Source organism: Nocardia vaccinii NBRC 15922 (assembly GCF_001613305.1).
In the GTDB taxonomy this organism is placed as follows: Bacteria; Actinomycetota; Actinomycetes; order Mycobacteriales; family Mycobacteriaceae; genus Nocardia; species Nocardia vaccinii.
Window position 1 is genome coordinate 272,529 of sequence record NZ_BDCC01000035.1, and the last position, 26,035, is coordinate 298,563.

General features: G+C 69.2%; 8 protein-coding genes. 2 read left to right on the forward strand and 6 right to left on the reverse strand.

Features of this window, described 5'->3' with window-relative positions; all coding sequences use genetic code 11:
* Window positions 1–45 precede the first annotated feature (45 nt).
* From NV1_RS24015 to NV1_RS24030, 4 genes are all read right to left on the reverse strand, one after another.
* Window positions 46–13,293 (reverse strand): amino acid adenylation domain-containing protein, encoded by a 13,248-nt coding sequence (locus tag NV1_RS24015; RefSeq protein WP_157117305.1) that lies wholly within the window; start codon window positions 13,291–13,293, stop codon window positions 46–48.
* A gap of 230 nt (window positions 13,294–13,523) precedes the next feature.
* Window positions 13,524–18,719 (reverse strand): AMP-binding protein, encoded by a 5,196-nt coding sequence (locus NV1_RS24020; RefSeq protein WP_067895507.1) that lies wholly within the window; start codon window positions 18,717–18,719, stop codon window positions 13,524–13,526.
* A gap of 130 nt (window positions 18,720–18,849) precedes the next feature.
* Window positions 18,850–19,899: a helix-turn-helix transcriptional regulator gene (locus NV1_RS24025; protein ID WP_245713885.1), complete on the reverse strand. Its 1,050-nt coding sequence runs from the start codon at window positions 19,897–19,899 to the stop codon at window positions 18,850–18,852.
* Window positions 19,881–20,756 carry a M23 family metallopeptidase gene (locus NV1_RS24030; RefSeq protein ID WP_067895373.1) on the reverse strand — a complete coding sequence of 292 codons (876 nt, stop codon included), beginning with the start codon at window positions 20,754–20,756 and terminating at the stop codon, window positions 19,881–19,883. The genes NV1_RS24025 and NV1_RS24030 overlap by 19 nt, the downstream gene beginning before the upstream one ends.
* Window positions 20,757–20,957: 201 nt before the next feature.
* Between NV1_RS24030 and NV1_RS24035 the strand changes: the two genes are divergently transcribed.
* Window positions 20,958–22,001, forward strand: coding sequence for a nitronate monooxygenase (locus tag NV1_RS24035; protein WP_174557472.1), 1,044 nt, complete (start codon window positions 20,958–20,960; stop codon window positions 21,999–22,001).
* Between the two features lie 57 nt (window positions 22,002–22,058).
* Window positions 22,059–22,451: an SCO5389 family protein gene (locus NV1_RS24040; protein WP_067895376.1), complete on the forward strand. Its 393-nt coding sequence runs from the start codon at window positions 22,059–22,061 to the stop codon at window positions 22,449–22,451.
* An 80-nt stretch (window positions 22,452–22,531) separates the two neighbouring features.
* On the opposite strand, the gene NV1_RS24045 is transcribed toward NV1_RS24040, so the two are convergent.
* Window positions 22,532–24,151 (reverse strand): acyl-CoA synthetase, encoded by a 1,620-nt coding sequence (locus tag NV1_RS24045; RefSeq protein WP_067895378.1) that lies wholly within the window; start codon window positions 24,149–24,151, stop codon window positions 22,532–22,534.
* A gap of 12 nt (window positions 24,152–24,163) precedes the next feature.
* Window positions 24,164–25,798 (reverse strand): long-chain fatty acid--CoA ligase, encoded by a 1,635-nt coding sequence (locus NV1_RS24050; RefSeq protein WP_067895381.1) that lies wholly within the window; start codon window positions 25,796–25,798, stop codon window positions 24,164–24,166.
* Window positions 25,799–26,035 lie beyond the last annotated feature (237 nt).

Here is a 26,035-nt window from a genome sequence, read left to right on the forward strand (position 1 = left end):
GAATAGATTTCACTCCAGCCACACACCACCCGAGGTAGCCGGACATTATCGGCCGACTCCGACATCGCTCGGCGCGTGCTCGATATGCAGATCCAGATCGGCGATCAGAGTATGCGGCGCTGCCGCGATCTGCCGAATCATCGAAGCCAGACCGTAGGACAGTGCATTCGCCACAGATTCGCTGATCTCTTCGGTCAGGTAGCGCAGCGAGAGCCGGTTGGGCCCGTTCAGCACCACGGCCACCGCGATCCGATCGGCGAACGCGGGCGCGGAATCGACCTCCGCGATGCGGATGCCGTCGATGATTCCGGACAGTTCGGCCAGGTCGGCCGCGTCGTCCCGGAACATCACCACCGAATCCAGCAGCCGATCCACCCCCAGCGACCGAGCCATATCGGCCTGGCTCGGGCAGTAATAGCCGGGACGGGCCGACCACTCGGCCCGGATTCGCAGCAGCAGCTCCTCCAGGGACTCCTCCGGTTCCGGCCGCACCCGCACGGGGACGATGCCGCCGAACCGGCCCACCAGGCGGTCGACATGCGGCACCTGCGGGGAGCGTCCGGGCGCGCAGACACCGAACACCACGTCGTCGCGATCGGCGAACTGCGCGAGCAGCAGACCCCAGGCCGCCTGCACCACCATCTGCACCGTCACGCCCAGACGAGTGGCCAGACCCCTCAGTTCCACGGCGTCGGCGGGCAACAGTTCCACGCCGACTTCCGCGGTGGCAGAGGCTGTATCGGGATTCTCGGCGTGACCGAGCAATGCCGGTGCGCGATATCCGGCCAACGCATCCCGCCAGACCGCTCGCGCCGCGGCGCCGTTCTGGGCGGCCAGCCACGTCGGGTAGGCGCGATACGGATGGACGTCGGGCAACTGCCGCGAGCGCGGGCCGCGGGCGTAGACGGTCAGCAGATCACGCATCACCAGGCGCAACGATCGATCGTCGAGCAGCAGCGGATGCGCGGTGAGCAGGATCCGGTGCGTGGTGCCCGCCGATTTCAACAGTGCGATACGGATCAGCGGCGCGCTGTGCGGATCGAACGGCGCGAGCCGTTCCGCGGCCTGATACCGCTCCACCTCCACCCGCGCATCGGCCGCTGCCAGATCGGTGAAATCGACCGTCCGCCAGGCGATGTCGACCGGATCCGAGATCACCTGCACCGGACCGCCCGCCCATTCGCCGAAAGCCGAGCGCAAGCCGTCGTGCCGGTCGAGCACGGCCTGCGCGGACAGGCGCAGTCGCCGGTCGTCGAGCGGGCCGCGCAGGTCAACGGCGAATTGCGCACCACCGGCCGTGTGCGCGGTCGCCAGCAGGCCCGCCTGTCCGGGTGCGACCGGCCAGATCTCGGTGAGGTCCGGGTTCTCGTACCGCAGTCGGTCGATATCGTCCTGGGTGAGCGGCACCATCGGGAAGTCCGAAGGGGTGAAACCGCCTGCCTCCGGATGGGTTCCGTGCTCGGCGAGGCCACCCAGCGATCGAACCCAGTGCCCGGCCAGTTCTTTGACCTCGTCCGCCTCCAGAATCGCTGATGCGTAGTCGAACCGAGCCCGGAAGCCCTCCTCGGTCGCGTCCACGGTGAGGTCCAGGAACAAATCGGCCGCCGGAGTGTCCGGGTAGGAGCGCGCGGGCCGCAGGTCGCGATAGCGGAATGCCGTGCGGCCGTGGGCGAGTGCGGCCATTTCGGTTGCGGTGGCCGGGTCGAGATAACGCAACACGCCGTATCGCGCGCCGCCCGCGGGAACCGTGCGACGCTGCTCCTTCACCCGGGATATGGCAGCACCGGCCGCAGGACCGCCGCTCAGGGCCTCGTCCAGGTCGATGCCGCCGACATTCGGCGCCAGCGGGTAGGTGGCGGTGAATCCGCCTACCGCACCGGCGGATTCGCCGCCCGCGATCGATCGCCCGTCCACGGTCAACTGCACCACCGGGCCGAGGATCTCGGCCGCGCGGGTGTCCGGCATCATCGCCAGGGCCAGTGCCGTCAGCAGAACGTCTTCCACGTCCGTGTGATACGAGGCCGCCACCGCGGACACCGCCGCCGCGCCCTCCGCGGTGATCACCAGCGACACCCGGCCGCGAGCCGTGAGATCCACACCGTCGAGCGGACTTTCGGTGGGCAGGTCGGCCAGGGCGCGCCGCCACCAGGAAACCTCGCCGCGCACCGCATCGTCGGTGACACGCCGGGACAGTGCGTGCGCGGCGCCGCCGGGTGCGGCCTGTGCGGGGTCGGCGAGTTCGGTGTGGCCGTTCGACCAGGCCCGGGACAGTTCGTCGATGATGATCCGCCACGAGACGTCGTCCACGACCAGACCGTTGGCGGCGATCACGAGGGTACGTGAATCATCTTCCAGCTCAGCCGATTCCGGTGGATCGATCAGTCCGAAGCCGATATTGCGGCCCTGGCCGGGATCCAGCTCGACGGCCAGCGTGCGCACCGCCATCTCCGCGACGCCCTCGGAGTGCACGAACCGGCGCGGTGACAGCTCGGGCGGTGTCTGCGCGAGTACCAGCCGAGCCTCGTGTGCCGACCCCGCGAAGACGGGCGACCAGGCGCGCAACGAGTCGTCACCGGCCCGGCCCGGGACCGTGAGACGAGCCGAGAGCAGCGGATGCCGCTCCAGGATCGTCCGCACGGCGGCGCGGATGTTCTCCGTGGGCACGCCGGCCGGAACGTCCAGGGCGATCGCGCGGCTCTCCCGGCCGGAGGGGTCGATCTCCAGCAGGCGAACCGCTCGCGGTGGCAGTGGGAGTGTGCCGTGCTCATCCGGTTCGGACTCGGGACCCGCCGACTCGGCAGACGAATCCGGTTCGGCCGGCTCGGCCGCGCGGGCGCCCCGTTGCGGGAGCGCGGGAGCGGCACGATCCGGCAGCGCCTGCCGGGCGGGGGTGTGCATCGGCGCGGACAACGCTGTGACGCTGTCGAATTCCTCCGGGGGCGGGGCGCTTGCGCGGGCCTCGGCGATGATGCGTTCCGCAGGGGTCATCGGGCGGTCGGACGGTGCGGGAGACTCGGGGTGTTCGGTGTCCTCGGCCTGCTCCGGGTAGGTCGTCCGCTCCGAGCGGCCGGGCTCTTGCGAATGCGACGTCTCTCGTGAGTACGCGACCTCGGGCAGGTATCCGGCGCCCTCGGGTTGCTCCGGCTGTTCGGCGTACTCCGGGTCTTCGGCGTACTCCGGGTCTTCGGCGTACCCGGGCTGTTCGGAATATTCCGCGTACCCGAACCGCTCGGAGTAGCCGGATTGTCCCGGCTGTTCCGGTTGCGCCGGATAGTCGACGTGTTCCGAGTAGTCCGCCTGTTCGGAGTATCCGCCCGGGGCCGAGGGCCACTCCTGATTCCGGTGGTCCGCCTGCTCCGGGTACCCGACCTCCGGCGAGTACTCCTCCGGTGCGGAATCCTCCTCTGCCACCGCGCGATCGGTCACCACGACCTCGACGCCGTCCAGCGATGTCGGGTCCACCGTTCGCAGTGCCGCCTCGGGCAGGAAGGCGTGCGTCACCCGTTCGGAGCGGATCAGTCGCGCCAGCTCCGGGCCGCCGCCGATGGTCGCCGGGGCCACTACCAGCGCCGCGGCCGCGCCCAGAGCCAGGACCAGCTCGAGCACCGCTTCGTCCGACGACGGCGCGGCGAGCGCGAGCACACGTGAACCATGGTGCAGCCGATAGTGATTCGCCTGTTCGGCCAGATCGGCGAGATCTTCGTGGGCCACCACGATGCCCTGGCTGTGATCGATGTCGGCGGAGCCGTACAGGACGTACGCGCCGTCGTCCGGAAGCAGGGAAGTGATCCGCTCCGAATCCGAAATCGGCTCGCCCGCTTGCGCATCCACCTCAGCGGCGAAATTCGGGTGGTCCAGCACCAGCCATTCGCCGTCGATCTGGGGCAGGCCCGCGACCACGGCGCGAACCGTCACGCCCAGGACCGCACCGGAATCCGACACCAGATCGGTGATCCGATCGCCGGGCAGACTCGGCTCGACCGGCACCACCGCCGCGCCGGTCTTGGCGACCGACCAGAGCGTCACCAGCGCCTCCAGCGAGCGCGGAATCGCCACGGCCACCGGCTTCTCCGGGCCCGCACCGAGCTGGATCAGACGCCGCGCCAGCTTGGAGGAGGCGCGATCGAGTTGGGTGTAGGTGAAGCTGCGGCCCCGGAACACCACGGCCGCACCGTTCGGGTTCGCGGCCACGGCGGAGGTCATGAGTTCCGGGATGGTGCGCGGCCGGGCAACCTGCTCACCTAGCTGAACCGGTGCGCCCATCGCGACCGTCCAGAATTCCCATACCGACAGATCGACCGTCGCGGCTGTCGCCAACACCGCCCGGCCATCCGCGTCCAACCCGAATTCGTTTGTAACGCCGGTCAATTGGGCCACAGCACCGGCATGCGAGACGACCGCACGAGCGGCGCCCGCGGATTGGATGATCCATGCCGGATGATTCGCGCGCAGCGGTTCGATTCGCTCCGCATCGGCGAGCCGATGGGTCGGGATACCGTCCAGATTCAGCCTGTCGACCCGCACGACCATCGGCTGTCCGCCCGCGGCGGGCCGATGCGCGGGCGTGCGCCCGATCGGGGTGAGCAGTTCGGTCGGCGCGTCGAAACTCCCATCACCGCCGGGGCGATTCGAGGCCACGAAGGGATATTCCGCATCGGCCAACACGCAGACCGGCCCGGCCCCAGCGAGGATCTCCCGATTGCGTTCGGCATCTCCCTCCGGATCGATGGGCAGCGCCGCACCACCGGCCTTCGCCACCGCGTACACGGCGACGCCGAGATCCACCGAACGTCGAACAGCCAGCGCCACAACCGATCCCCGGCCGACGCCGAGCGAAATCAGATACCGCGCCAGCCGATTCGCCCAGGCGTCCAGCTCACCGAGGGTGAACTCCGCCGGCCCACCGGCATTCTCCGCCGCGGAGGCAATGATCCCCACCCGCTCGGGTCCGGCCGCCGCCGCCTCCTCCAGGATCGACACCAGAGTCGGCCCGTCGCCGGACTCGCCCGAGGCCGCGTCGGAATCCCGACCCCACTCCGAATCCACGGCGTGGTCGTTCGAATCCCCGCGGTCGGCGGAACCGCCCCGGGAAGCGGCATTCGCGACCGTGGTTTCCGTTGTCGCGCTACGAGCCCGAGAATCCACGCGAGCCACCTCACCAGCACGCCCCGAACCCCCGCGATCAGCCGAATCGCCACCAGAATCGGCGCTCGCGACCGTCGCTTCGGGGGCTCCGCTACCAGCCCCGCGACGCTGAGCCAAAGGCGGGAGAGCGTCGATTCGGTCGACGGACTCGGCATCTCCGCGGTCCGCCGAGGCGGCGGCGGTTTCGGAGGTGTGCGCCGGGGTCGAGGCATCGGATGCGGTGGCCGAGCCGGATGCGTCGAGGCTGCCTATTCCGATGGCGCCCAGAGGCCGGGTGGGGTCGGCGACGAGGGTTGTCAGGAGGCCGGTCAGACCTGTGGCCAGAGACTCCGCCGCACTCGGGTCGAAAAGATCTGTGGCGTAGGTGATTCGGCCGTCGATGCCGGATGGATTGCCGTCCGAGTCGTAGGTTTCGGTGACCGTCAGGTTCAGGTCCACCGGTGCGACCTCGAGTTCGGTATCGAGATTCTCGATCGTCAGACCGGGCAGATCCACTGTCGTGCGTGCGGGCGCCTGCACCGCCACACCCACCTGGAACAGCGGATTGCGGGCGGTGGACGGGCGGATGCCGAGCGCCTCCACCAGACTCGCGAAGGGCAGGTCCGCGTGCGCGAAGGCCTGTTCCTGGCTGTCCCGCTGACGAATCAGCAATTCGCTGAACGACTCCGCGGGATCCAGGCGCGTGCGCAGTACCACCGTATTGACGAACGAGCCGATCAGATCCTCGAACTCACCCGCGGCGCGTCCCGGGGCCGGAGCCCCGATCGCGATGTCGTCACCGTTCGACAGCTGGGCCAGGAAGGCCGCCACGGCGGTCTCCAGGACGGTGAACAGGGTCGTCGCATGGTTGTGCGCGAGTTCCAACAGCGCGGTGTGGGTGGCGGCGTCGATGTGAACGCCGGTCCACGCGCCGACCATCGACGCCACGGCCGGACGCGGACGGGCGCCGGGCAGATCGAGTACATCGGGCAGCCCCGCGAGTTCACCGCGCCAGTAGCTGATCTGCTGGGCGGCAACCGATTCGGGATCCGATTCGGAGCCGAGCATGGTCTGCTGCCAGCGGACGTAATCGGCGTACTGCGCCGACAGCGGCGCCCACCGCGGCGAATGGTTCGCGGTCCGGGCCGCATAGGCGACCATCAGATCGGCGACTATCGGATCCAGCGCGGAGTTGTCCGCGGCGATGCGATGCACCACCATGGCCAGGACGTACTCCCGGCGCGAACCCGGTGCCAGATCGGCGATTTCGAACAGCTGCACCCGCAGCGGCGGTTCGGCGGTCACGTCGAACGGCGCGGCCGCGAGTTCGCGCACCGCCGCCGCGATTTCGGACCGCGCGATCCGCCGCGCGGTCAGCGGCGGACGCGGCCCGGCAGGCAAGACTCGCTGCACGGCTCCCGAATCCGGTTCCGCCGCAGCCGGATACACCGTGCGCAGCACCTCGTGCCGAGCGATCACGTCGTCCAGCGCGGCACCCAGCGAATCGACATCCAGACTTCCCGCCAGTCGCAACGCGAACGGCAGGTGGTACGCCGCCGGAACATGCCCGCCTTGTTCGGCCCGGCCGAGCTCCCACAGCCACTCCTGCGTAGCCGACAACGGCACCGGCTGGACGTCCGCTCGAACCGCACCGACCCCGGCCGCCTCCGGCTGCTGCGACACGGACCGGCGAGGCAGCAGCATTGTCACCGGCTCCGGCTGCGAATCGTCGTCCGACGACGATTCCGGTGCCGAATCCGTTTCATCGCGGGACCGCCGCAACGGAAGACCCGGCAGCTCCGGCGATTCCGCGGTCTGCTCCGTCCCGTGCGCCGTCGACGACGGCTCGGACGGGTCCGGCTCCTCGGCGCCCGAACGCAATCCACGATCGAACCCCGCCCGCAGCGAAGACAACCCGGATTCCAGCCTGGGCGAATCCGGCTCTGCCGCTGCCGCCGACTCGTCGGATGCGGAATCATCCACCGCTCCCGGCTCCTGCGAGGAGGACACCACCCGTGGCTGCCACCCACCACCCGGAAGCGAGCCGCGATCGGCCCCCGCAGCACTTTCATCCTGTGCCCCGGGCGCCTCCGAGGACGACTCCCGCGGCGACCACCCAGCGGCACGGCGCGGCAGACGAACGGACTCCGCACGCGATGACGAATCGGACTCCGAAGGCCCGTCGCCCGCCGCACCGGACTCCTGGGACGCCACCACCCGCGGCGACCAACCGGCCGCACGTCGCGGCAAACGGACCGGCTCCGGACGCGCGGACGAATCGGACTCCGCCCGAACATCTTCGGCCGCGCCGGCATCCTCCGCGGGCACCACCCGCGGCGGCCATCCGGCATGCGAGCTCGCCCCTCGGTCGACCCCGGACTGTCCCGCATCATCCGGAATTGATTCCGGATCTTCCTGCGGTGCAGCCTGTCCCGCAGCGGGACCGAGCCCGGCGCCATCGACCTGTCGGCCAGACTCACCCCGCGACCTACACGGAAGCGCCATCCGCGACTCGGACTCCGGCGAGCCCGAACCCGCCGACACCTCCGAATCCGATACCGCAGCGGAATCAGCCCCGCCGGCATCGCCACGGCGACGGGCCTCGGCCCGCAACCTACGCGGAAGGACCGCGCGCGACTCCGGCTCCGACAACGCCGCAGAGCCCGAACCCACAGCGGAACCAGATTCATCGGCACCGACGCGGCGGCGAGACTCGCCCTCCGGCCGATCCACCGGCGACTCGGACTCCGGCGACTCCGATCGCACAGCGGAATCAGCCCCGCCGGCATCGTCCCGGCGACGGGCCTCGGCCCGCGACCTACGCGGAAGCTTTACCCGCGACTCCGACTCCGCGGACGCCTCCGAACCCGCGCGCGCAGCGGTACCGGACGCATCGGCATCGCCCCGGCGGTCGGACTCGGCTGTCGACCGACGCGGAAGTCCCGTTCGAGACTCGGACTCCACCGATTCCGGCCCCACCGACGTGTCCGGTCCCGACAGCGGACCGAGCTTCCACTGCTTGGACAGCCAACCCGACTCCGCCGCAGGGTCGACCTCGGTCCGCACCGGGGTCGGCGACGGGGGTTCCGACGTGCGAGGCGAAGCGAGCGTGTCGACACGGACGACCTTCAGCGAGGACGACGTCTCGACGCCGAGTGCCGGGTCCGGCAGCGCGCGGCGGTCGAGTTTGCCCGCTGCCGTGCGCGGTAGCGCCTCCATCGGGACGACGACGTCCGGAATGAGTTCCTCCGGAAGGACTTCCGCCAGCGAGGCGGCCACCCGTTCGGTGACGATCCGCTTCTCGGGACGCGGTGCGACGTAGGCGACGAGCCGGCCGTCCCGCGCCACCACCACCGCGTCCCCGACCGAGGATTGCGCGAGCAGAGCGGCTTCGATCTCGCCGGGCTCGATCCGTCGGCCGCCGATATTGATCTGAAAATCGGTGCGGCCCAGGAAATCCAGCCGCGCGGGCAGTTCGCCCGAACCCTCGCGCCAGACGACCAGATCGCCGGTGCGGTACATCCGCTCCCCGGCATCCCGGTCCGAGAACGGGTCGGCCACGAACCGATCCGCGGTCGGACCGGGCCGGCCCGCATAGCCGCGGGCCAGCGCCGCACCCGCCAGATACAACTCACCCGGAACGCCCACCGGCACCGGGCGCAACCGGTCGTCCAACACGTAGACCCGAGTGTTCCACTGCGGCAACCCGATCGGGACGTTCACCCCGTCCGCGCTCGCGGCGGGCCAGTACGTCACCGAGACCGCGGCCTCGGTCGGGCCGTAGAGGTTGTGCACGCGCGCGTCGCTGATCCGCCCGAACGCCACGACCGTCCGGGCGGGGAGCACCTCGCCGATCACGAAGATTTCCCGCAGCGTCGGGCAGATCCCCGGCGCGGTGCGGTCCGCGAATGCCGCGAGCTGCGAGGGCACGAAGTCGGTGACCGTAACACCGTGCGCGATAATGGATTCCGCGAGGTACAGCGGATCGGATCGGTCCGGCGCGGCGAGCCGCAGCCGCGCCCCCGCCCGCAAGGGCAGGAAGTATCCCCACAGCGAGGCGTCGTAGGTCGGCGGGGTCTTCTGCAGGTACACATCATCGCTCGCCAGCGGATAGGCCGCGAGCATCCAGGCGAGCTGGTGGTCGATGGCCGCGTGCGAGACGACCACGCCCTTGGGCCGCCCGGTCGATCCCGAGGTGAACATGACATAGGCGGGATGGCCGGGACGCAGCGGACGCGCCAACTCCTCGGGCCGCACCGGACTCGGATCGAATCCGCTCAGATCCATCGTGTCCAACCGCAGGCTCTGCGTATCGTGCGGCACCGGAACCGAATCCGCGACGGTACTGACCACGCAGACCGGACGCACCGTCTCGAGGATGTACCCGATCCGCTCGGCCGGATGATCCGGATCCACCGGTACGTACGCCCCACCGGCGGTCACGATCGCGTACATGCCGATCAACAGATCCAGCGAGGGCGCGATCGCGAGCACCACCGTGGTTTCCGGTCCGACCCCGCGCGAAATCAACAGGCGTGCGAGCTGGTTCACCCGAGTATCGAACTCGGCGTAAGTCAGTTCGAGGTCGGCGCTGGAGACCGCGATCGCGTCCGGATGCTCCCGCACCGCACGCCGATAGCCGTCCAGCAGCAGTCCGGGCTCGACCGCGTACCGGGTGTTGTTCCAGTCGCCCAGGATTCGCATCCGCTCGTCCGGCTGCAGCAACTCCACATCACCGACCGGACGGCGCGGATCGGCCGTGACCGCCTCGAGCAACAGGACCAGGCGTTCGGCGAATCCGGCCACGGTGATCTCGTCGAACAGGTCGGTGGCATAGGTGAACGCGGCCGACAACCCGTCGGGCGCACCGTCCAGCGTGCGCGGGAACACATTCAACCGCAGGTCGAATTCGGCGTTACCACCGTCGAATTCCACTGCGGTAGCGGACAATCCGGGTAGATTCACCTGTGAGGGATGCTGTTCTCGGACCGTCAGCGCGACCCGCAACCAGGACGGGTACGCCCGCGCGGACCCCATTCCCAGCGCCTCGGCCAACAACCCGAACGGCAGCTCGGCGTGCTCGAACGCGGCCAGGTCGGACCGCGTCACCTCCGCCAGCAGGTCGGCGAAGGACATGGTCGGATCGACCCGGGCGCGCAGGGCGACCGGATTCTCGAAAAGTCCGATGGCACTGTCGAGTTCACGCGCACCACGCCCCGTAACCGAGGTGCCCACGACGATGTCGCCCGCACCCGTCAGCCGCCCGATCAGCGTGGTGAATCCCGCGTGCAGCGCGGTGAACAGTGTGCCGCCCGTGGTGCGGGCGAGTTCCAGGAGCCCGGCATGAACCTCACGATCCACCGAGAAGGCGTACACCGCACCGCGTCCCGACGGCGTCGCGGGCCGCGGCCGGTCCGCGGGCAGGTCCGGCCCGTCCGTAATACCCGCCAAAGCTGTTCGCCAGTAAGCGATTTCCCGTGCCGCCAGTGAACCCGGTTGTGCCGCATCGCCGAGCGCCGAGCGCTGCCACAGCGCATAGTCGGCATACTGCACCGGCAGCGGGGCCCACGCCGGTTTGGCTCGATTGCGCCGCCCCAGCAGGGCCACCGCGAGATCACGCAGAAATGGCGTCACACTGGCCTCGTCCGCGGCGATGCGATGCGCCACGACGACGACCACATGCTCGTCCTCGGCGATCTGGGCGACGCCGATCCGAACCGGGATCTCGGCGGTCACGTCGAAGGCCAGGCGTGCGTAATCGCCCAGCCAGTCCTCGATCTCGGATTCCTCCAGCGGCTCCGGCGTCAGATCCGCGAGCACCCGGTCCAGCGGCAGCACCACTTGATATCCGGCCCCGCCCGACCGCGGATAGACCGTCCGCAGCATCTCGTGCCGCTCGATGACGTCGACCACCGCGACCTGCAGCGCCTCCACCCGCATCCGCCCGCTGATCCGCACGGCGAAACACACGTTGTGCGCCGCCGTCCCCGGATCAGATCGGTTGATCCCCCACATCCGCTCCTGCGCCGCTGACAACGGCACGCCCGGCAGCACCGTGTCCTCGAACTCCACGGTCGTCGAAGGTCGCGGCATCGTCGTCAACGGTATCCGCTCGGGCTGCACGTCCGAATCGGGCAATCCGCCCGCACTGTCGGTCTCCGAAGGCCGGCCGCCGACCGCGCCGGCACTCCCCGCCGATTCCCGCACGCCGATCGAATCCTCGGCAGCGAGCGACCGATCACTCCCCGGCGAAGCGTCGGCGTCAACCGATCCCGGCGCAGCACTGCCCGCCGCCTGCGGCCTGTCCTCGTACGCACTCTCCGGCGACGCAGAACCGCTCCCACTCGCCGCGGGCGACACGTCGACCGCGCTCACGACGGAGTCGGCACTCGCACCGCCCGGACCATCCGTCGCCCGAGCCTCCGGACCCCATTCGCCGGATGAACCCGACCCGGCGGACGAACGATCGCTTCCCACCCCGAACGGCGCCTCGGCCGAATCCGCCCCGGTAGCAGCCTCTTCGTCGCGATCCGCATCCTCTGACCGCGGCCCCGAACCCCACCCGGCAGGTGAATCCGCCGACGGCTCATCGATCCTCGACGCATCGGACGAACTCTGCGGGAATGCCGCGCCCGCGGCGCCATCGCGCCCCCGAGTCCCGCCCCGCGAACCCGCTTCCGCACCGACAGACGAATCTCCCGCACTCGACGGGTGATCGACCACGAACCCATCCACCGACACTGGGCGCGGAGTGACACTCACCCCGCCGGCATCGGCATCCCCGGCACCCGCACTGGGAGCCCCCTCATCCGACACCCGATCCCGCACCCCGGGCATGGCGCCGGCGGTCACCACCGGAGTCGCGGGGCCGATGTACTCGATGGCGCCGTCGGCCGAACGACGCACCCGATCACCGGTCCGGAACAGCCGGGAATCGGCGGCGGACAGGCCCATCCCCTCCGGTCCGCCGAGGAACGGATTCGCCACGAAATGCGCGGCGGTCCGCGACGGGCGCCGCAGATATCCGCGCGCCAGCTGCGGGCCGGCGATGTACAGTTCACCGATTTCCCCGTCGGGGACCACCGAAAGCCGTTCGTCCAGCACATACTCGGTGATCCCGGGATTCGGCGCACCGATCCCCGATGCCTCTGCCGGCGAATTCGGCGTGCCGATATTGGTCAGGACCGTGGTCTCCGCCGATCCGTATCCGTGCAGGAAACGGCGCACGGCCGCGCCGAACGGTCCCGCGCCGATCGGCTGCGTCCACCGGTCCACCAGCTCCGGTGGATACGACCGGCCCGCGCAGATCACCACGCGCAATTCGTCCAGTCCGGCCGGGTCCATGGATTCCAGCGCCTCGGGCGGCAGGTACGCGTGCGTGACGTCCTCGCGCAAAAGCAGCGGAGCCAGTTCGTCGCCACCGCGCACGGACGGCGCGGCCACCACCATCGTCGCCGCACCGCCGACGGCGAGCAGCAGTTCCAGCACCGACGCATCGTCCGAGGGAGCCGCGAAGGCCAACGTCCGTGAATCGCCGTCGGCTTGATAACGCGTCCGCTGCGCATCGGACAGCACCGACAATCCGGCCTGCGTCACCACGACGCCGTGCGGCGCGCCGATCGCGTCGACCGTGTACACCACATAGGCGGGATGTTCGGCGCGCAGCGGCCGCAGCCGGTCGGCGTAGGTGACCGGATCGGCGTCGAATTCCTCCAGCTCCACGGCGATTCCGGCGGTGTCGACAGCCAGCCAGGGCGTCGTACCGGGCAGTGCGGCGCGGGTCGCGGCGACGGTCAGGCCCAGCACCACCCCGGAATCCACGACGATATGCGCGATGCGCTGGGCCGGATCGTCCGGATCCACCGGAACGAATCCCGCACCCGTTTTGGCGACCGCCCAGAGCGCGATCACTGCCTCGAGCGAACGCGGAAAAGCCACCGCGACCAGGTCTTCGGGACCGATTCCGCGGGCGATCAGCAATCGCGCCAGACGTGTGGAACGCTCGTCCAGCTCGGCGTAGGTCAGTTCCGCGAGCGTGCCGGCCGCATCCGCGAGGACGATCGCGGTGCCGTCCGGATCGGCCTCGACCGCGGTCGACATCAGCTGAGGCAGGGTCACCACGCGCGTGCGGCGGCTGCGCGCAGACCGGTGGCGACTCGGGCGACTCATGCCCGAATCCCATGCCGGATCACGTTGCGCCGTCCGAACACCCGAAGCACGTTGCCTCACACCCTGCCTGTTGTTGCTCATGCGCCGCTGGGGACGCCACCCTCGATCGATCGAGCACGACAGCGGCCGATATCACCATCGTGCGGATATTCCGGGGCGGAGGGTAGCCGCCCGCGGAACCAGACCATTGTGGAGTACGAAGGCCCGATGGTCACCCGGTGGGCCGGAATTCACCGGATCAACTCGTCGAGCACCATGAACGTCTCGACGACGCCGAAGCCCTCGGCCGGTACCGCGCCATTGTCCAGGACGACGGCTCGCAAATCCGCCAGGGGCTCCGGGTCCAGCCGCGCGAGCCCGGCCGCATCGATGAACAGGTGCGTCACCCATTCCTCGGCCAGCATCGCGGCGTCGACGGGGGCGTCGGGATTCGGCGGCAATACCAGTGCCGCCCCCGCCGCACCGGCCGCCACGATTTCCAGCAATGCCGCCGGAGACTGCGGAGCGCCCTGATGAAAGGTGCGCGATTCGATATCCAATTCGATGCCCGCGCGCAATCGGTCCACGGCCGCGGCCAATTCGTCGTAACCGAGAACGAAATCCGCGGTGGCGAATGCCGGATGACCACCCCGCAGCGCGCGGGTGCGGTCGGCGTACGTCACCGGACGGGCCGATCGGCTGTCGATCTCGAGGGCCACCGCCGGATCGGCCGGAACCAGCCAGTCGATGCGAGAACCGTGCGCCGGGACGGCGGTCAACCCGACCGCAACCTCCGGCTCCGGCGCGTCCGCCGCGGTGAAGACCACTGCCGCACCGGCTTTCAGCACCGCCCAGACGGCCACCACCGCATCGATCCCGCGCTCGAACCGGACCGCGACGCCGACGCCCGGACCGCAGTCCCGGTCGATCAGCACCCGCGCCAGCCGCGAGGATCGCGCGTCGAGTTCGGCGAAGGACAGCTCGCTCGCACCGGACACCAGCGCGGGCCCGTCCGGATCGTCCTCGACGATCGCGGCCAGCGCCTGCGACAACGCGGGACCGGCGGTAGCCACCGCACGGCCGTCCAGTGGCGCGAGTTCCGTTGTGGCATAGTCCAGTTCAGGTTGCGCGAGCAGGCTCTCCGTCGCGCTCCGAGGCGGCGCGTCCGCCGGATTCCGCTCCGCACGCCCGACGTACTCGAGTACGGCTTCACCTCCGAAACCGATCCAGCGCCCCACATCACCCGTGCGATACATCCGGGATCCGGGCTCTCCGAACGGATTCGCGACGAACCGCGTCGCGGTCAGCCCCGCCCGCCCCGGACAACCGCGGGAAAGCTGTCCACCCGCGAAGTACATCTCCCCGGCCACACCCATCGGAGCCGGATGCAACCGCTCGTCCAGCACGAAACAGGCCAGACCCGGCAGGGCCCGCCCGATCGCGTTCACCGGATCGTCCGCCCAGTGCTCGTCCACCGCGAGGAACGACGCGTGCACCGTGCTCTCGGCGATTCCGTACATGTTCACCAGCTGAGGTGAATTCGAGATGTGCCGCTCGTACCAGCGCCGCACCGACTGCGGATCCAGTTCCTCCCCACTGAGCACCACGTAGCGCAGCGCGAGCCTCGCCGAGCTGCCCAATTCGCTGTCGCTCGCGGCCCGATCGGCCTCGACCAGCCCGTCGAACTCCGACGGCGTCAGTTGCAGCACCGTCACCTGTTCACGAACCAGCAACTCCCGGAACGACTGCGGCGGCAACGACGTCGGCCGGTCGACCACCACCACCGCCGCGCCGGTCGCCAGGGCACACCACAACTCCCACACCGACAGGTCGTCGGCGTACGAATGGCTCAGTGCCCACACATCGGTCTCGGCGATGTCGAACAGCGGCCGGGCATTGACGAACAGCTCGACCACGTTGCGATGGCTGATGCTCACGGCCCTGGGTGTACCGCCCGAACCCGCGGAGTAGTTCAGATACGCCGTATTTCCCGGCCGCAGCGGAGAGATCCGATCGGCGTCGGTCACGGGAGTGTCGGGGAACTGTTCGACGTCATCCAGTACGACGACGGGAGTCCGGTTGTTCCGCACCGATTTTCGGCCTTCGGCCGTGGTCAGCAGGCAGACCGGCGCGGTGTCGGAGAGCACGGACTCGAGCGAATTCGGCCCAGAGGCAGGCCGCGAACTCGCCGCCGTGGAGTCTTGTACCAGCGAGTCGGGATCGATCGGGACGTATCCCGCCCCGGACAGCAGCACGCCCAGCAATGCCACCGCCAGCTCCGCATTCGGCTCGACCAGCACGGCCACCACCGATTCCGGCCCCGCGCCGCGGTCGATCAACGCCCGCGCGACCCGGTTCGCTCGCCGCATCAGCTCGCCGAAACTCAACGCCGTATCACCCGATCGGATCGCGATCGCGCCGGGACGCTCGTTCGCCCGCTCGGCGATCAGATCCACCAGCGTCACCGCGGGCGCCGCAACCCCGGCTGTATTCCACTCGCGCAGAACCAGTTCGCGCTCACCAGGCAGCAGCACGTCGATATCGCCGGCGATCACCCGGCCGTCGGCGGCGACGGCGTCGATCACCCGGCCGAAACGATGCGCGAAATCGCGGACGGTCGCGTCGTCGAAAAGGTCCGTGGCATAGGTGAACCGGGCCGTCATCCCCTGCGCGACGCCACGTTCGTCGAGGCGTTCCGACATGGTCAGCTGCAGGTCGAATTCGGCCCGTGCGGTATCGAACTCGATATCGTCGACGGTCAGGTCCGGCAGTTCCGGACGGGTCCGAGCGGTATTGCGCAAGGTCAACGCCACCTGGCACAGCGGATGCCGGGCCGCGGACCGCACCGGATCCAATTCCTCCGCCAGCTGCTCGAACGGCACATCGGCGTTGCCGAGCGCCGCGAGGTCCGAGTCGCGCACCGCGGTCAGCAGATCGGCGAACCCGATGCCCGGATCGATATTCGCGCGCAGCACCAGAATATTGGCGAAGGCGCCGACGAGCTCGTCCAACGCCACCGCGCCACGTCCGGTGACCGGGGCGGCGATCGCGATGTCGCGGGTACCGGACAGGCGTGCCAGCAGAATCGCCAGCATCGCGTGCAGGACCGTGAACAAGGTAGCGCCGTGCTCGTGCGCCACCCGGTTCAGTACGTCGTGCACCCGCGCGTCGATCTCGAACTCCAACGTCGCGCCCCGCTGCGAGGCGATCGCCGGACGCGGCTGGTCCGCGGGCAGCTCCGCCTGCTCGTGCAGCCCGGCCAATTCCCTGCGCCAGAACTCGATCTGCTGCGCCGGAACGGAATCCGGATCGTCTTCGGGCCCCAGCACCTCACGCTGCCAGAGGGCGTAATCGACGTACTGCACCTCGAGGGCGGTCCAGCGCGGATGTTCGCCCCGCGCCCGGTCCCGATAGGCGGTCATCAGGTCCCGGCCCAGCGGGCCGGTCGAAAAGCCGTCTCCCGCAATGCGATGCAGTACGCACACCAGGACGTGGTCGGTCTCGCTCGAGGAGAGCACCCGTAGCCGGAGCGGCGGTTCGGCGGTCACATCGAAGCCGGTGCCGACGATTTCGGATACCAGACCCAGCAGTTCGCTCTCGGCCGCACGCACGACCCGAACATCCGGTGTCGCTCGGGGATCGGCTGTCGGGAGGACGAGTTGATAACCGGCACTCCGGAATTCGGGAAATACCGTGCGCAGGACCTCGTGCCGCACCACCAGATCCCGGGCCGCGACGCGCAGTGCCTCGATGTCCAACCGGCCGCGCAGCCGCATCGCCACCGGAATGTTGTCGGTCGCACTCGCCGGATCGAACCGGTTGCGCGACCAGATCCGCTGCTGGGCATAGGACAGCGGAATCCGCTCCGGACGCGGCATGGGTCGCAGTTCGCGTGCGGCCACCGACTCCACATGCCGCCCGATACGTTCGGCCAGGCCCCGCACCGTGGAGGCCTCGAAGACGAAGCGCGCCGGTACCCACAGCCCCAGCGCGGCCCCGATCCGCGCCGCGGCCACGGCGGCCAGCGGAGAATCGCCGCCCAGGTCGAAGAAGTCGTCGGTGCGCTCGATCGGGCGCTGCTCGGCGTCGGCGGGAATCAGCAGGGCGGCGAAGGTCTCCGCGACGGCCTGCTCCAGCAACGCGGAGGGCACCGGTCCCCGCATCGCGGAGGCCGGCTCGGGCATCCGTGAGACGAATTCGATGGAACCGTCGGACTCGTTGCGCCGCACCAGATCTCCGGTCCGGCAAAGGCGCATGCCGGGCTGTCCGGTCTCGGCGCCGAACGGGCTCGCCACGAACCGTCCGGCGGTAGCGCCCGGACGTCCCGAATACCCCTGCGCGAGTACCGGTCCGGACAGATACAACTCGCCGACCATACCCACGGGCACCGGACGCAACCGCGAATCCAGCACGAAGGCACCGATTCCCGCGATCGGAGTGCCGATCGTCGCGATCTCGCCCGGCTGGACGACGCCGCTGACGGTATCCAGAATCGTCGCCTCGGGAAGTCCGTACGCGGTGTGGACCGCCCGCCCGCCGCGTGCCCAGCGGCCGATCTGCTCCGAATCGAACCGGTCGCCGATCACCGCGACGGCCTCGAGCTCGTCCGAGCCCGATGGGTCCACCGATTCGAGCGCGTCCGGTGTGCTCAGCAGATGGGTGATCCGCTCGCGCCGCAGCAGATCCGCGAGCCGGTCGCCGGACGCCTCCGGCGGGGCGACGATCAGCGTCGCACCGGAGGAGAAGGTCAGCATCAGCTCCAGCATCGCGAGGCCGGAATCCGGTGCCCGCAGATGGACCACACGCGATTCGCCGTCCACCCCGAGGTGTTCACGCATCGCGTTGACCACGGTGGCCAGGCCGGTGTGGGTAACCACGACGCCACCGGCCGAACCGGACGGGTGCACGACGAAGGCCGGATGCTGCTCGGTGAGCTGGCGCACCCGGTCGGTGTAGGAGATCGGATGCGCGGCGCGGGCGTCGATGCGTTCGCCCGTGTGCGCGTCGTCGAGTTCGAGCCATACCACGTCGTCACCGAGATCGCCGCGGCACGTGGTGGTCGTCAAACCAAGTGCCACATCGGATTCGGCGAGGATACGGGGGATTCGTTCGGTCGGGCCGGCCGGGTCCACCGGTGTGCAGGCCGCACCGGCCTTGGCGATCGCCCAGACCGCCAGCACCCATTCGAGCGAGCGATCGATACCCACGGCCACCACATCGCCGGGCCCGATGCCACGGGCGATCAACTCCCGGGCCAGCCGCGAGGACGCCTCGTCGAACTCTCGGTAGCTCAGCTCACGCACACCGGCCGGATCACCGCTGGCGTGCCCCCGGATCGCCACCGCATCGGCGGCTGATTCCACTGCGGCGGTGAGCAATTGACCGAACAGGGGATTACCGGAACGCCGACGGCGATTTCCCCGTGCGGTACGACGAGCTGTATGCATTCGAGCGCTGTCACCTCTCGCGGTCGGCAGGTCCGCACCGCCGAACACAGGTCGAACCTCACTCGCACGGTCCGAGAAAGCATATACGGCTGTAGATCTCGGCGTTGTCGCCACGGAGGGTACGGCGTCCTCACAACCATCCGCGCCGGATCGCCTGCACTCCCGCTTGAAAACGCGTACTCGCACCGAGCCGTTCGAGCAAACTGGCGGTCCGTCGCACGACCGTGCGCCGCGACATCCCGAGCCGCCGCGCGATGGTGTCATCGGTGGCGCCCAGGCCCATCAGAGTCAGGATGGCGCGATCGCGCTCGTCCAGGGGCTCACTCGGATTCACCGAGATCGGGGCCGACAGCGACCACAGCACGTCGAAGGTGCGCATCATCAGGTCCAGGGTCGGCGAGGGGCCGATCCGCAGGCCCATCGGATCGCCGCGCCGCTCGTCGTTGTGCAGCACGATGGTGGCCCGTTCGCCGTCGGCGACGATCACCTTCAGCGGCGGATCGGGCAGGGTGCGGGCCTGCGCCCCGGCCGCGGTGACGGCCAGCGCGTGCCGCAACCGATCCGGGTCCTGATAGATGGTGTCCTGATACAGCAGTTGATAGCGGACCCCGGCGGCCAGCCGCGCGGACTTCAGCTCGAACAGCCGCTCGGAACGTTCCGCATCGCAGACGTACGGGCCGCGTTCGATCAGCCGCACGTTCTTACGCGCGCCGCGGTGTAGATCCTCGAATTCCGCGATGATTTCCCGGGTTTCGTACATCGGCACGATGACGCCGTCACCGCGGCCCGATCGCCGCACCGACCGGAAGGTCTCGCCCAGCCGCGCCGCGGCGGCATGCATCCGGGCCGTGTCCTGCTGGCGGCGACGCGCCTCGGCCTCGGACAACGCCTCGGGTGCGTGCGCGTCCCAGACGGTGCGGCCCCCGGCATCGATCCGGACGGCGGCCTGCACCTCGCACAATCGGTCGAGGGCGGCCTGGATCAGTTCCGGCGGGCATTCCAGATGCGCGGCCAGTTCGGCCAGCGTGGCCCGGGGATGCTGGACCAGGGTGGCGTAGGTGCGGCCGTAGAGGGAGCCGGTGTCGAACAGTTCGTGCACGTCGGTCTGACCACCCCCGACGACGGCGAGCCGTGGCCGCGTGCGGCCCGCGGCGCCCACGGCTACTGTCCCGATCCCCACGACCGCGCCTGTAATACGACCCCTTTGGCGGCCAGGTAGGGCGCCGGGTCGACCTTGCGGCCGGACGGGTCCCAGATCTCGAGGTGCAGATGCGGGCCGGTGGAATCGCCCCGGTTGCCGACCGTCGCGATGGCCTGGCCCGCGTTCACCCGCTGGCCCTCGTGCACGAGGATCTGGTTGACGTGGCCGTATACGGCCGTGGTCCCGTCGTCCTGCCGGACCCGCACCCACAGCCCGAACCCTGAGGCGGGCCCGGCCTGGATCACTGTGCCGTTCTCCACGGATTCGATCGGTGTGCCGATCGGGTCGGCGAAGTCGACGCCGTAATGGAATGCGCCCCACCGTGAGCCGTATCCGGAGGTGAGCTGACCGGAGACCGGGCGAACGGCCTGCGTCTGTGTCTGCGGTGCGGCCTGCTGCTGCAGGTTCTTGATCACCTGCTCGGCCTGCGATAGTGGCCCGGCCACCTCGGGAGGCAGATTCTGCAAGCCGAACGGCGCGAGTGCGGCCGCGGGCGCAGGCGCGGGCGCGGCGACCGGCGCGGCTGCCGGGGTGGGCGCCGCGGCCTCCAGCGGCACCCGCGCGGGAGTCTCGGTGGCCTCCGCGGCCGGGGCGACAGCGGGTTTCAGCGCGATGGTGTCGGCGCTGTTGGCGGTGTGCACACCCGGCAGCGGGGCAGCCTGGGCGAACTGGGCGGTGACGCCGATCAGGGCGCCGGTCGCGACCGCGGTGCCGGCGGCCAGCCGCATCCGATCGTGGCGGGGTTCGGCCCGGTGCCGGGTCGAACGGCTCGCGACGCCATCCCCCAGCAGATCCCTGACCGATACGGAACTCGATGTCTCCCGGTGCTGCGGCAAGGTGCGTCCTAGCGTCGATTCACTTCGGTTGTGGATACCGATACGCTCCCGAAGGTCGAAACCTGCATTTCGGTAACGATTCGGCATCGGCGTGACGGAAACTGTACTCCGTCGTGACCTTTTCGCAACCTTTCTAGGAATAAACGCAGGTGAGAGTGGGATCACCAGCATCCCGCGGCCGTCGGGAAGCACACTGTGAGAGTGATCATCGACGAGCTCCGTACCCCGATCGTGCTGGCGCCGATGGCCGGAGGGCCGTCCACTCCCGAACTGACCGCCGCGGTTTCGCGCGCGGGCGGCCTGGGCTTCCTGGCCGCCGGATATCTTCCGGCCTCCGCCACCGCCGATCGGATCGCCGCCACCCGCGCCCTGGACGCCGGACCGTTCGGGGTGAACCTCTTCGTCCCGGGCACCCCGACCCCCGCGGACCGGTACACCCGATATCTGGAGGAAGTCGGACGCGACCATCCCCTCGGCGAGGCCCGGTTCGACGACGACGACTGGGCGGCGAAACTGGATCTGCTCACCGCCGACCCGGTCCCGGCGGTCTCGTTCACCTTCGGCTGCCCGTCGGCGCAGGAGATCGCGCGCCTGCACGCGGCCGGGTCGGAGACCTGGGTGACGGTCACCTCGGTCGCCGAGGCCCGCATCGCCCGCGAGGCCGGGGCCGGCGTGCTGGTGGCGCAGGGAGCCGAGGCGGGTGGACACCGCGGCACCTTCGCCGACCGCACCGAGGACGACGCCATCGACCCGCTCGGCACCCTCGCGCTGGTCCAATTGCTCACCGCCGCGGCGGATCTGCCCGTCGTCGCCGCGGGCGGCATCGCCACGGGCGCGGGGGTGGCCGCGGCCCTGGCCGCCGGTGCGGCCGCCGCACAACTGGGCACCGCCTTCCTGGACTGCCCGGAGGCCGGAACCCCGCAGCTCCATCGGGACGCACTGGCACTGGACATTCCGACGATGCTCACCCGCGCCTTCACCGGCCGCCGCGCCCGCGGACTGCGCAACCGGTTCATGCTCGATCACCCCGAAGCGCCGGTCGCCTATCCCGAAATCCACTACGCCACCGGGCCACTGCGCGCCGCGGCCCGCGCCTCCGGCGATGCCGACGCGGTGAACCTCTGGGCCGGTCAGGCGCACGCCCTGACCGGTCGGGAGCCGGCCGGTGATCTGATCCGCCGACTCTCCGAGGAGGCGAAAGCAGCTCTGGAAAAAGCACTTTCGCGCAGTATCCGGTGTTATTGACAACGTTTTTCGTTTAGACTCGGAGGGCATCATCCGCCATCCCAGGAGGAGAGCGTCATGTCACTCGACGTACCAACCGCACTGCTCGAGCGCGCCGAACGCGGTGAAGTATCCGACGAGGAATTCGTCGAATGCGTCCGCAACTCACTGCCCTACGCCTATGCGGTGGTCAGTCGCGTCGCCGCCGATCTGCGTTCCGGCACAGCGGAATTCGCCGACAACCAGACTCCGCCACCGGACGAGACGGCACGCGGTCAGCTGTTGCGCGCCATGGCGTCGGATTCCATCCGCGGCGGCCTCGAACGGCACTTCGGCGTCAAGCTGGCCTTCCAGAACTGCCACCGCGTCGCGGCCTTCCCGATCTCCGCGGTCGGCGGCGACACCTACACCAGGTTCATCTCCACCCGCGCCCAGCTGCTGAACCAGAGCCCCGAGCTCCGCAACTGCTGATCCGGACCGATTCCGGTGCGGGCGATCCCCTTCGCCCGCACCGGGTTCCGGATGAACGAAAACCCTGATGAACGAAAACCCTAGAGATCCTGGAGAGCTCGCTTGAGCACCTTTCCGCTGGGGTTGCGCGGCAGCTCCGCGAGGAACACCACCTCGCGGGGGACCTTGTAACGAGCAAGGCTCGCCCGCACATGGGATTTCACGTCGTCCTCGGTGAGCCGGGCGTCCGCGCTGGTCACCACGAACGCCTTGAGTCGCGCGCCGAACGTGTCGTCGGGCACGCCGATGACCGCGGCCTCGCGGATGTCACTGTGCGCGTTGAGGAGTTCCTCGACCTCGACGGGGAAGACGTTCTCTCCGCCGGAGACGATCATGTCGTCGTCCCGGCCGTCGATGAAAAGCCTTCCCGCGGAATCGAAGTGGCCCACATCGCCGGAGGCGACCAACCCGCGCACGCGCTCCTTGCCACCGCCGCCGGTATAACCCTCGAACTGAAGGGCGTTGCCGACGAAGATGCGTCCGGTCTCCCCGCGCGGAAGTTCCCGACCGGAATCGTCGAGGATCTTCACCACCGCGCCGAGCACCGGTTTGCCCACGCAACCGGGTTCGGCCGCGAGATCCCGCGGCGTGGCGACGGTCGCGTAGGCGACCTCGGTGGATCCGTACAGGTTGTACACGACCGGTCCGAAGATCGCCGTCGCCCGGCAACACAGATCCGCACCCAGCTGCGCCCCCGCGACGAAGATGATCCGCAACGCGGACAGATCTTTTCGCGCGAACGCCGAGGGGTCCAGTTCGGTCAGCCGAGCCAACATCACCGGCACCGCGACGAGTGTGGTCGCCCGATGCCGGGCCATGCTCTCGAGCACCCGGGTCGCATCGAAGCGCCGCCGGATCACCAGGGTGGACCCGAATCCGACGGCCAGCATCGCCATCGCGAAACCGAACGTATGGAACAGCGGCGCCGGACATTCGATGACCCCGCGGGTGCGCAAGGGCACCCGGCTCAGGATCGCGCCCAGCGGTTCGAGCGAACGCGGTTCCGGACGCGGCGCGCCCTTGGGCGTGCCAGTGGTGCCGCTGGTCAGCAGGACGATGGTCGAATTCGTCCCCGGCGCGGGCGGCGCGACTGTCGAGCCCGCGGCGATGAGCGATTCGAGATCGCCGACCTCCCTGGTGTCGGACCACGCGCGATACGCCCCGCGACGCGGACTGAGCGAACCCAGGATCGATTCGTACTCCTCGTCGTACACCAGCAGATCCATGCCCTCGCGACGGGCGACGTCCTGCAATTGCGGTCCGCCGAAATCGGTGTTCAGCAGGATGATTCGCGCACCGCACTTGGCGGCGGCGAAGACCGCGTCCAGCAGCCCGCGATGATTGCGCGCCAGAATCGCCACGCCCTCGCCGCCGCGCAAGCCACGGATGCGCCACTGATTGGCCAGTCGGTTCGACCGATCATCGAGCTCGCGATAACTCAGCGCGCCCAGCTCGTCGATCACCGCGGTCCGATCGCCGTAGCGCGCCGCCGCAAGGTTCAGCGCCGCGGGCAGAACCCCGTACTTCAGCAGCGCGCCACCCGCGGACAGCAGCGTCGCGGGTGTCTCGATCCCGATCACGCCGCTGCTCACGCACAACCGCACATATTCCAGCTCGGTCCACGCCCGCACTCCCAGGGAGCGGAGCAACCCCAGCGTCATTTGATGAATCCCCTACAACGTGACGACTTTCAGATCCCCATCGGCGTACCTGGCACGCAAGCGCTTCTTGTCGAACTTGCCCACACTGGTCTTGGGAATCTCGTCGATGAACGTCCAGTGTTCGGGCAGCTGCCATTTGGCGAACTTGTCGACCAGGAATTCCTGCAGCTCGGCCGCGTCGGCCGTGGCGCCCTCCTTCAAGACGATCGCCACCAGCGGGCGCTCGTCCCACTTCGCGTCGGGGACACCGATCACCGATGCCTCCGCGACCGCCGGATGACCCATCATCGCATTCTCCAGATCCACCGAGGAGATCCACTCACCGCCGGATTTGATCACATCCTTGGAGCGGTCCACCAGGGTCAGATAGCCGTTCGGGCTGATGTGCCCGACGTCGCCGGTGCGCAACCAGCCGTCGTCGAATTTGCCCGCGTCGACCTCGCTGCCGTCGGGCGAATAATACGATCCGGTGATCCACGGACCGCGAACCTCCAACTCGCCCACGGATTTTCCGTCGTTGGGCAGGGCGCTGCCGTCATCGGCGACGATCCGCGCCTGCACCGACGCGGGAAAGCGCCCCTGGGTGGCCCGATAGGCCCATTCCTCCTCGCCCACAGCGCCTTTCGGCGAGTGCGCGATACTGCCCAGCGGCGAGGTCTCCGTCATGCCCCAGGCGTGCAGGAGTTTCACGCCGTACTTCTCCTGGAACGCACGCATCATCGAGGGCGGCAACGCCGAACCGCCGACCGCGCAGGTGCGCAGATGCGAGATGTCCTGCGGATGCGCGTCGAGCGCGGCCAGTACGCCACCCCAGATGGTCGGCACAGCTGCCGCGAAGGTCGGCCGGACGGCGGCCATCATCTCCAGCAGCGGGGCCGGCTGCAGGAACCGGTCGGGCATCAGCAGGCTCGCCCCGGCCATCATCGCGGCATACGGCATACCCCAGGCATTGGCGTGGAAGAGCGGCACGATGGCCAGCACGGTGTCCTTGTCGTTGAACCCCATGCTGTTCGGCGAGATCACCTGCATGGCGTGCAGCCAGTTGGAACGGTGCGAGTAGACCACGCCCTTGGGGTCCCCGGTGGTGCCGGAGGTATAGCACATCCCGGCGGGGGCGTGTTCGTCCAGAATCGGGTAGTCGTAGGTATCCGGTTGTGCGGCAAGGAGTTCGGAGTAGGAGTGCACCTGGACGCCGGCGGGCGCGGCGAGTTCGGCCGGATCGCCGTTGGAGACGATGACGTGCCGGACCGTGCGCAGCTGCGGCAGATACTTGGCGAACATCGGCAGCAGCGAACCGTCGACGATCACCACCTGATCCTCGGCGTGATTGGCCACGTAGACCAGCTGTTCGGGGAACAGCCGGATGTTCAGCGCGTGCAGCACCGCCCCCATCGCCGGCACGGCCGCGTAGACGACCATGTGCTCGGTGTTGTTCCACATGAAGGTGCCGACCCGGTCGCCCTCGCCGATGCCCAGCGCGCGCAGCGCATTGGCCAGCCGCGCCGCTTCGGCGCCCATCTCACGATAAGTAGTGGTGCGAACGCCCTCACCCGTCCACGTCGAGATCGTCGCATCGCCGTGGAAACTTTGCGCGTACCGCAACAGCGTGGCCAGCGACAACTGCTCATCCTGCATCGTGCTCAACATTCGAACGCCACTCCTTCACCGGTGAACGAGGTCACACCTGCCGCGAGGATAGCTGATACCGTTCGTCATCGTTATTGAGTCGACTGAAGCCAGGCCAACCTGCAACACAGCCTGAGAGCAGGCTAAACGCGTCGATCATGATCAACTTCGAAATCCGGCCCCAGTCGGCCGCACGCGAACCCGGCGATCGCCCCCGGAACCGCACAACCGAATCGACCGCTCCGCAGCTCACCGAAA